This window comes from Stenotrophomonas sp. PS02289, from assembly GCF_029960115.1.
Classification (GTDB): Bacteria; Pseudomonadota; Gammaproteobacteria; order Xanthomonadales; family Xanthomonadaceae; genus Stenotrophomonas.
Window position 1 is genome coordinate 1 of sequence record NZ_JASCOZ010000168.1, and the last position, 9,540, is coordinate 9,540.

The window sequence follows — 9,540 nt, forward strand, 5'->3', positions numbered from 1 at the left end:
CGGGGGATTGCCCCGTTCGCGCGGGGCGCGGCCGGGGTGTTTGCCCGCCCCGCGGGCCCGCCCCCGGCTCTACGGCAGTCAATAAGGACGATGCAGACGATCCAGCGCCCGGCACAGCGCCAGATGCTGCTCACGCGCCTGGTAGATGCGCGCGCTCACCGCCAGGAACAGGCCGATCGCCACGACGCCCAGTTCCAGCAAGGCATCCGGTAGACGAGCAAAACCCAGCGTGACGGCCAGCACGGCCAACAGCAACAGCAGCAGCACACCGACCGAAAGACTGGCCGTGTTCAAGCGTTTTTCTTCGCGGTTCCACTCCGGCGGGAGTCGGTACTGATCATGCATGGGCACACTTCCTGTCATGGAGGGGTGCCCATTTAGCCTTGTGATTGCGCAGTGCGTCAGAGGCAATGCCGTCAATGCGGAGTATCCCTGCACGCGGTCGCGGCTGATGCCTACGCAGAGGGGAAGGACGGCACGCGGCCGCCCTTCCCCGCCGTGTCAGCGCATCGTGCCGGCGATGGCCGGCGGCGTGGCATCACGCTGCTGGCCCCAACCGCCGAGTGCCTTGTACACGCCGACCACACTGACGTTCACCGTCGACTCGGCAGCCGCCAATGCATCGTCGGCCGCCAACTGGGTGCGCTGCGCATCGAGCAGGGTGAGGAAGTCCTCCGACCCTTCGCGATAGCGGATCTGCGCCAGCTGCTCGGCACGCCGTGCGGCCTGCGCCTGTTCGACCACGATGCCCAGGCGCGCCTGCTGCTTGGCGTAACGCGTCAGTGCGTTCTCGGTGTCTTCCAGCGCCAGCAGTACCGCCTTTTCATACTCGGCCGCGGCACCGTCGGCCTGCGCCTTGCTGGCACGCAGACGGGCCTTCACCGTGCCGAAGTCGAACGCGGCCCAGCTGATCGACGGGGTCACCGACCACGCCTTGTTGTTGCCATTGACCAGGCCACTGGCATCGCCGGACAGGAAGCCGACGAAACCGCTCAGGCTGATCCGCGGGAACAGATCCGCCGTGGCGACGCCCACACGGGCGGTGGCCGCTGCCAGCCGACGCTCGGCGCTGCGTACATCAGCACGCTGGCGCAGCAGGTCGGTGGTATCACCCAGCGGCAGCGCCTTGGCGTAGGCCGGCACGTCCTGCGGCTGCAGGCGCGCGTCCAGTGCATCCGGACGCTGGCCGAGCAGCACGGCAAGGCGATGCCGCGACTGCACTTCGGCCACTTCCAGCAACGGAATGTCCGCTTCAATCGCCTTCAAGCGCGCACGACTGCTCTGCACGTCCAGTTCGCTGCCGGCCCCCAGTTCCCAACGCGCTTCGGTCAGGCGCTGGGTTTCGCGCAGGTTGACCAGGGTGCGCTGGGCGACGTCGATGCGCTTCTGGCTGCCACGCAGCTCGAAGTAGTTGCGCGCCACCTCAGCAGCGACCGTGACCTGCGCGTCGGCGAGGTTGTCCTGCTCCGCGCCGAGATCGGCGCGTGCCGCCTCGGCAGCACGGCGCTGGCGGCCAAACAGATCCAGCTCCCAGCCGGCGTCGAAGCCGAGCTGGTAGGTTTCGCTGAAGACACGTTCGCCGCCGACGCTGGCGTCGGGCTGCTTGCGGCGGTCATAACTGCCGCCGGCGGTGACGTGCGGCAACTGGTCCAGTCGCTGCTCGACGAACACCGCACGGGCTTCGCGCACGCGGGCCATGGCGATGCGCAGGTCCAGGTTGGCTCCCAGCGCGTCATGCACCAGTTGTTCCAGCACCGGGTCGTCAAACTGTGCCCACCAGCTGGCCACCGGCGATTCGGTGGTGAACACTTCTGCGGCCGCCCCCTGCAGGACCACCGGCTGTGCCGGCGGTGCCTGGTAGTTGGGGCCGACGCTGACGCAGCCGGCCAGCAGCGCGCTGGTCACGGCGGCGGTCAACACACGGATCACCATGGCAGCACCTCACCGAGGTAGGTGAAGCTGCCGTTGGGGCCGTCGGCTCCGATCAACGCCATGCCCACACTGGAGCGTGCGCCTTCGCTGATTTCGATCTCGCCTTCGCCACCGTTCATGTCGGTTTTCACGTAACCGGGGTGCACAGTGTTGACCTTGGTGGTGCTGTCGCGCAGCTCATAGGCCAGCTGCACGGTCCAGGCATTCACCGCGCTCTTGGAGGCGTTGTAGGCCGGCACCGCGAAGCCGTAGATCGGCGAACCCGGCTGGCTGTGCAGGGTGAGCGATCCCAGAATGCTGGACACGTTGACGATGCGACCGGCCGGGGATGCCTTGACCAGCGGAAGGAACGCGTTGGTGACGGCGACCACCGCGAACACATTGGTTTCAAACGTGGTGCGCCAGGTGTCCAGGCTCTGCTGCGAAGGAGCCAGCGAGGTGTCGTCAACCAGGATGCCGGCATTGTTGACCAGGATGTCCAGGCGGCCGTGGCGCTCGGCCACGGCCTTCACTGCGGCCTCGATGCTGGCGCTGTCGTTGACATCCAGCTGGATGGCTTCCACCGGCAGGCCTTCAGACTGCAGCTTGAGCGCGGTCGCGACGGCGGTGTCGCGGTTGCGGCCGGCCAGCAGCGTGTGCACGCCGGCCTGGGCCAGCTGGCGCACGGTTTCCAGGCCGATGCCACGGGTGGCACCGGTGACGAGGGCGATCTTCTGGGTTTCAGTCGTCATTTCAATAACCTCGTGGGGAATGGATTCAGTGGTGGTGAACGGTGGGTGCGCCGTGGCTGACCAGCTGGCCGCCGCCCTTGCGGGTGACCAGCTTGCGCAGCGCCACGTAGAACACCGGGGTCAGGAACAGGCCGAACAGGGTGACGCCCAGCATGCCGGCAAACACCGTGATACCCGTGACCGAACGCACCTCGGCACCGGCACCATGCGACAGCACCAGCGGCACGGTGCCGGCGATGAAGGCGATCGAGGTCATCACGATCGGACGCAGACGCAGACGGCAGGCTTCCAGCGCGGCTTCGACAATGCCCTTGCCGCCCATTTCCAGCTCGCGGGCGAACTCGACGATCAGGATCGCGTTCTTGCACGCCAGACCCATCAGCACCACCAGGCCGACCTGCACGAACACGTTGTTGTCACCGCCGGTCAACCATACGCCGAACAGGGCGGAAAGCAGCGTCATCGGCACGATCAGGATCACCGCCAGCGGCAGCGACCAGCTTTCATACAGCGCAGCCAGCACCAGGAAGGCCAGCAGGATCGCAACCGGGAACACGATGAACGCGGCATTGCCCTGGGTGGCCTGCTGGTAGCTCAGGTCGGTCCACTCGGTGGTCATGCCCGCCGGCAGCACCTGCCCGGCGATTTCGGTCAGCTTGTTCATGGCTTCGGCCGAGGACAGCAGACGCGGGTCGGCTTCGCCGGCCAGGTCGGCGGCCGGGTAGCCGTTGAAGCGCAGCACCGGGTCCGGGCCGTAAGTTTCCTTCACGGTCACCATCGAACCGATCGGCACCATCTCGCCACGGTTGTTGCGGGTACGCAGCTTGCCGATGTCCTCGACCTTGTCACGGAACTGGCCGTCGGCCTGGGCGATCACCTGCCAGGTACGACCGAACTGGTTGAAGTCGTTGACGTACGACGAACCCAGGTAGGTCTGCAGGGTGTCGAACAGCTCGGTCAGTTCCACGCCCTGGGCCTTGGCCTTGACGCGATCCACTTCCGCATCCAGCTGCGGCACGTTGGCCTGGTAACTGGTGATCGGGAAGGCCATGCCGGGGGTCTGTGCGACGGTACCCTGCATCGCCTGCACGGCATTCTGCAGCGCGCCGTAACCCAGGTTGCCACGGTCCTCGATGAACATCTGGTAGCCATTGCCGTTACCCAGGCCGAGGATCGGCGGTGGCATCATCGCGAACGCGAAGCCTTCGCCCAGCCCGGCAATTTTCTGGTTGATCTCGGCATTGATCTCCGCAGCGGTACGCCCGTTACGTTCGTTGAACGGCTTGAGCGGAATGAAGGCCACACCGGTGTTCGGCGTGTTGGTGAACTGCAGCGCGTTCAGACCCGGGAACGAAATGGTGTGGGCGACGCCGTCGGTTTCCTGGGCGATCTTGGCCACCTTGCGCAGCATTTCATCGGTGCGGGCAATCGAGGAACCTTCCGGCAGCTTCACGCCAGCGATCAGGTACAGCTTGTCCTGGGTCGGGATGAAGCCCGGCGGCACGATCTTGAAGATGAAGCCGGTACCGACCAGCAGCACCGCGTAGACCACGAACACCGCACCGCGACGGCCGAGAATCTTCGACACGCTGCGCTCGTACTTCTCCGAGCTGGACTTGAAGAAGCGGTTGAACGGACGGAACACCCAGCCGAACAGACGGTCGATCAGACGGCTCGGGGCATCCTTGGGCGCACCGTGCGGCTTGAGCAGACGGGCGGCCAGGGCCGGCGACAGGGTCAGCGAGTTGATCGCCGAGATCACCGTGGAAATGGCGATGGTGACCGCGAACTGCTTGTAGAACTGACCGGTGACGCCGGACAGGAAGGCCATCGGCACGAACACCGCGCACAGCACCAGCGCGATCGCGATGATCGGCCCGGACACTTCCTTCATGGCCTGGTGCGCGGCGGCGGTGGGCGAGAGCCCTTCTTCAATGTTGCGCTCGACGTTCTCCACCACCACGATGGCGTCGTCGACCACGATGCCGATCGCCAGCACCAGACCGAACAGGCTCAGTGTGTTGATCGAGAAGCCCAGCACGTACAGCGCGGCGAACGTACCCACCACCGACACCGGCACGGCGATCAGCGGAATGATCGAGGCGCGCCAGGTCTGCAGGAACAGGATCACCACCAGCACCACCAGGGCGATGGCTTCGAGCAGGGTGGAGACCACGGCCTTGATCGAATCGCGCACGAAGATGGTGGTGTCGTACACCGCTTCGTACTTCACGTCGGCCGGGAAGGTCTTCTGCATTTCGTCCATGGTGCCGATCACCGCATCGCGGATCTCCAGCGCGTTGGCCCCCGGAGCCTGGAAGATGCCGATACCGACCGCGTTCTTGCCATCCAGCTGCGAACGCAGGGTGTAGTCGCCCGCACCCAGTTCGACACGGGCCACATCGGACAGACGCACGACTTCGCCGTCTTCGCCGGCCTTGAGCACGATGTCACCGAACTCCTGCTCGCTGCGCAGGCGGCCCTGGGCGTTGATCAGGGTCAGGAACTGGCTGTTCGGCATCGGTTCTGCACCGAGCTGACCGGCCGAAACCTGCACATTCTGCTCGCGCATCGCGCGCACCACGTCACTGGCGGTCAAGCCACGGGCCGCGACCTTGTCCGGGTCCAGCCAGGCGCGCATGGCGTAGTCACCACCGCCGAAGATCTGCGCATCACCCACGCCCGGAATACGGGCCAGCGCGTCCTTGACGTGCAGGCGGGCGTAGTTGCGCAGGTACAGGGTGTCGTACTTGCCGTTCGGCGAGGTCAGGTGCACCACCATCAGGAAGGTCGGCGACTGCTTCTGGGTGGTCACACCCTGGCGGCGAACGTCTTCGGGCAGGCGCGCCTGCGCCTGGGCGACGCGGTTCTGCACCTTCACCGCGGCATCGTCCGGGTCCGTACCCGGGCGGAAGGTCACGGTCATCTGCAGCACGCCGTCGGAACCGGCGACCGACTTGATGTACATCATGCCTTCCACGCCGTTGATCGCTTCTTCCAGTGGCGTGGCCACGGTTTCAGCAATCACCTTGGGGTTGGCACCCGGGTAGACGGTACGCACGACGACCGACGGCGGCACCACTTCCGGGTACTCGCCGATCGGCAGGATCGGAATGGAGATCAAGCCAGCGGCAAAGATCACAATCGACAACACCGCCGCGAAAATCGGCCTGTCGATGAAGAAACGGGAAAAGTCCATGAGGGGATTCCTGGAGGTTTTCGCCAACGCCGGCATGCAGGAACCCGCCACGGTCGCTGACGACCTTGGAAACGAGCTCCCCTGCATGGGGCGCGACAGATGTAGAGCCGGGCCATGCCCGGCTGCACGTTATTTCAAAGCAACCGCAGGTGCCGGCTTGGCTTCGGGCTGCATCGCCACCGCCTTGGCCTGCACCGGCATGCCCGGCATGAACACCTTCTGCACGCCGTCGATGATCACGCGGTCGCCGGCCTTCAGACCCTGCTGCACGATGCGCAGACCTTCAGCACCCCGGCCCAGCACGATGTCGCGACGCTGGGCGGTGTTCTTGTCGTCCACCACGTACACGTACTTGCGGTCCTGGTCGGTGAGCACGGCCTTTTCGTCGATCAGCATCGCGTTGAACTGGCCACTGCCGAGCAGCTGCACGCGGGCGAACAGGCCCGGAGTGAAGGCGCGGTCGGCGTTATCCAGCAGCGCCCGTACGCGGATGGTGCCGGTGCTGCGGGTGACCTGGTTGTCGAGGAAGTCGACCTTGCCGGTGTGCGGGTAGCCTTCCTCACCGGACAGGCCGACCTTCACCGGCAGTTCGCTGTCCCGCTCGCTCGGGCGTTCGCCCTTGCGGGCCATCTGCGAGTAGCGCAGGAAGGTGCCTTCGTCAGCATCGAAGTAGACGTGCACGGTGTCCAGCGACACCAGCGTGGTCAGCACGCTGGCGCTGTCGCCGGCGGTGACCAGGTTGCCGGCGGTGACCATCGCGCGGCCGGCGCGGCCGTTGATCGGCGTACGCACCTTGGTGAACTCCAGGTTCAGTGCAGCGGCATCCAAGGCGGCCTGCGCGGCCTGCACGGCAGCGCCGGACTGGTCGGCCGCGGCGCGGCGCTGTTCCCAGGTTTCGGTGGAGATGGCCTGCTGATCGGACAGCTTCTTGGCGCGGTCCGATTCGCTGCGGGCCAGGCTGGCCTGGGTACGGGCGCGAGTCAGCTCGGCACGAGCGCGGTCATATTCGGCCTGGTAGCTGCGGGCGTCGATGGTGAACAGCACGTCCCCCTTCTTCACCTCTTCGCCTTCGGTGTAGTTGACCTTGTCGATGTAGCCGCTCACGCGCGGACGCAGCTCGACGCTCTGCACGGCTTCAACCCGGCCGCTGAAGTCGTCCCACTGGCTGACCGGCTTGATCAGTACCGGTGCGGCGGTGACCTGCGGCGGCGGCGGCGCGGCGGTTTCAGCGTGGCTGCCACTGCAGCCGACCATCACCGCCAGGGCCAGGGCGGTCACGGTACCCAGCGCAAGGCGCCGGACAATCGGAGTAGAGGAGGAAAGGTTCATGGGAATCATCCGTAGGGGGTGGTAACGGGGAAACAGTTGCAACAGGGGGCGCATGTTCGGACCTCAACAATGGTTGAGGTCAAGCCATGTCGAGCGAGTTGTTCCAGGGCACCGGGCCGCTCATCTTCAGCAGGCCCTTGGGCAAGGCGCTGTCGCGCGTGTCACAGCGCAGGAATGGGCGGGTGTCGCGGCAGTCATCCAGCACCGACACCACGCGACGACCAACCGCCAGCGCGCTGGGCCATTCGGCGCAGGCATTGGCGGCGTTCACCGGCGTACACACCGGGTGCGCCACTTCCAGCATCTGCGCACGCACGCCGACACCTTGTGCTTCTTCGTGCAGCACCTGCACGAACATGCGCAGCGCGGCGGAGGCCACCGAGGTGTCGCCGTGACCGGCCCAGGGGCGCAAGCCGCAGGGGCTGCCGATCACCACATAGTGCGCACCGCCCGCGCGCGGCTGCAGCAGCGGCACCAGGTGATGGGCGGCGTTGACGTGCGGCATCAGGTCGGTGTGCAGGCGCTGCTGCAGCCAGTCGGCGGACTGGTACAGCAACCGGGCCGAGCGCAGCGGTGCGCCCAGACTGGCGATCACCGCAGCCAACGCGCGCGGACGCTGGGCGATGCGTTCGGCCAGCGCGCGCGCCGAGCCGTCGTCAGCCACCGAGCCCAGCAGGGTTTCCAGACCAGGCTCATCAGCGAACTGCTCGCGCAGCGCGGCCAGCCGGCCGGGGTCGCGACCGACCACCAGCACCGGGCTGCCGGCCTCCAGCAGCGCGGCCACAATGCCCTGCCCCACATTGCCGGTGCCGCCCAGCACCAGCACTTCGGGGGCCAGCGTCCCGCTCATGGGACTTTCACTCCCGCGACCGGGATAATCCCAATTCCGGCCAGTCGACCGGGCTGGCGGGAGGCCAGGCGAACGGTACCGCCGCGCTGTGCCCGGGGAGCCGGGGTGAATTCACGGAAAGCCTTGTCGGAGAACGGACCCGGGCGCTTTTCAACGGTCATGGCCAGGTCCAGCGAGGTGTTGTGGCCACCAAAGATGTGGCCGAGAATGTTCCGCAGGCGCATGGCCAGGGTCCTTCTGTTCGGGAATGGCGGCAGATTAGACCCCAAACTCCCCCTTGATTAGTCCGGATTAAGGGGAATAATCGTCCCGTACCCGGCACAATCTTTCGGGCACTCTATCTCCACCCCCGACCTGGACTCCGTCATGGCCCACGATCTCAACGACACGCTGATCTTCGTCAAAGTGGTCGAGCAAGGCAGCTTCATTGCAGCTGCGAACGCGCTCGGCCTGCCCAAGACCACGGTCAGCCGCAAGGTGCAGGAACTGGAAACGCGGCTCGGCGCGCGCCTGCTGCACCGGACCACGCGGCGACTGGGCCTGACCGAGGCGGGTTCGGTGTATCACGAACACTGCCAGCGCATTGCACGCGAACTGGAAGAAGCCGAGGGCGCGGTAAATCAGCTGCAATCGGGCCCGCGTGGCTGGTTGCGCTTCACGGTGCCCTACTCCATCGGCATCACCTGGATCGCGCCGCTTCTTGGGCAGTTCCATGCGCAGTACCCGGAAATCCAGCTGGACATGCATCTGGGCAACGAGAAGCTGGACCTGATCGCAGGCGAAGCGGATCTGGCCTTGCGAGTGGGTGCGCTGCCGGATTCCAACCTGGTGGCACGCAAGCTGGGCAGCCTGCGCACGCAGGTGTTCGCAAGCCCCGCCTACATCGAACGCTATGGCGAACCGCTGCATCCGGACGAGCTGCAGTTCCATCGCATCCTGGCGATGCGCAAGGCGCGCAATCTCAACAACAACCGGTTCTTCTGGCAGCTGGGCGAGAACGGCGGAGATCTGCGCGATTTCCCGGTCAATCCGCTGCTGGTCGCAAACGATCCGTCTGCGTTGAACGGCGCACTGGTGTGCGGCGAAGGCCTGCTGCTGACCGGCGACGTGATGGCCAAACCGTTCATTGAATCGGGCATGGTGCGGCGCGTGCTGGCAGGCTGGACGGGCCCGGAGGTGGACTTCAACGCGGTCTTCGCCGGCGGTCGTCTGGTGTCGCCGAAGGTGCGCGTGTTCGTTGATTTCCTGGTCGAAAAGCTGAACTTCGACGCGAACTACATGTTGGCGCAGTGCCCGGCCGCGAAGCTTGCCAAGCAGCAGCAGACGCAGGTGGAAGCGGAGCTGCAGGAGACCGGCAAGCGGATTCTGGAGACGGTCACCGCCGGGTGATCTGCGTAGAGCCACGCCCTGCGTGGCTGCGCTTGATGTGGGATCGCTCCGTAGAGCCGGGCTTGCCCGGCTGGCTTTTCGCGAGAGCCCAACAGCAGCCGGGCAAGCCC

8 protein-coding genes are annotated in these 9,540 nt (G+C 66.0%); 1 reads left to right on the forward strand and 7 read right to left on the reverse strand.

Annotation, left to right across the window (positions count from 1 at the left end):
- Nucleotides 1-78 precede the first annotated feature (78 nt).
- The 7 genes from QMX83_RS17735 to QMX83_RS17765 form a co-directional block, all read right to left on the reverse strand.
- Entirely contained in the window at nucleotides 79-345 is a 267-nt protein-coding gene (locus QMX83_RS17735; RefSeq protein WP_282297969.1) for a hypothetical protein, read from the reverse strand.
- A gap of 156 nt (nucleotides 346-501) precedes the next feature.
- On the reverse strand, nucleotides 502-1,932 hold the full coding sequence (locus QMX83_RS17740; RefSeq protein ID WP_282297970.1) for an efflux transporter outer membrane subunit: 1,431 nt from the start codon (nucleotides 1,930-1,932) through the stop codon (nucleotides 502-504).
- Entirely contained in the window at nucleotides 1,926-2,663 is a 738-nt protein-coding gene (locus tag QMX83_RS17745) for an SDR family oxidoreductase (protein ID WP_282297971.1), read from the reverse strand. Before QMX83_RS17745 ends, QMX83_RS17740 begins: the two co-directional genes overlap by 7 nt.
- 25 nt (nucleotides 2,664-2,688) lie before the next feature.
- Nucleotides 2,689-5,862, reverse strand: a complete 3,174-nt coding sequence (locus QMX83_RS17750) for a multidrug efflux RND transporter permease subunit (RefSeq protein WP_282297972.1) — start codon at nucleotides 5,860-5,862, stop codon at nucleotides 2,689-2,691.
- Nucleotides 5,863-5,991: 129 nt separating this feature from the next.
- Nucleotides 5,992-7,191 carry an efflux RND transporter periplasmic adaptor subunit gene (locus tag QMX83_RS17755; RefSeq protein ID WP_282297973.1) on the reverse strand — a complete coding sequence of 400 codons (1,200 nt, stop codon included), beginning with the start codon at nucleotides 7,189-7,191 and terminating at the stop codon, nucleotides 5,992-5,994.
- Nucleotides 7,192-7,270: 79 nt separating this feature from the next.
- A complete protein-coding gene (locus QMX83_RS17760; protein ID WP_282297974.1) occupies nucleotides 7,271-8,041 on the reverse strand; it encodes an SDR family oxidoreductase in 771 nt (256 codons plus the stop codon).
- Entirely contained in the window at nucleotides 8,038-8,265 is a 228-nt protein-coding gene (locus QMX83_RS17765) for a hypothetical protein (RefSeq protein WP_282297975.1), read from the reverse strand. The genes QMX83_RS17760 and QMX83_RS17765 overlap by 4 nt, the downstream gene beginning before the upstream one ends.
- Before the next feature lie 142 nt (nucleotides 8,266-8,407).
- Here QMX83_RS17765 and QMX83_RS17770 point away from each other — a divergent pair, with 142 nt between their 5' ends.
- A complete protein-coding gene (locus tag QMX83_RS17770; protein WP_282297976.1) occupies nucleotides 8,408-9,430 on the forward strand; it encodes a LysR family transcriptional regulator in 1,023 nt (340 codons plus the stop codon).
- Nucleotides 9,431-9,540: the final 110 nt, after the last annotated feature.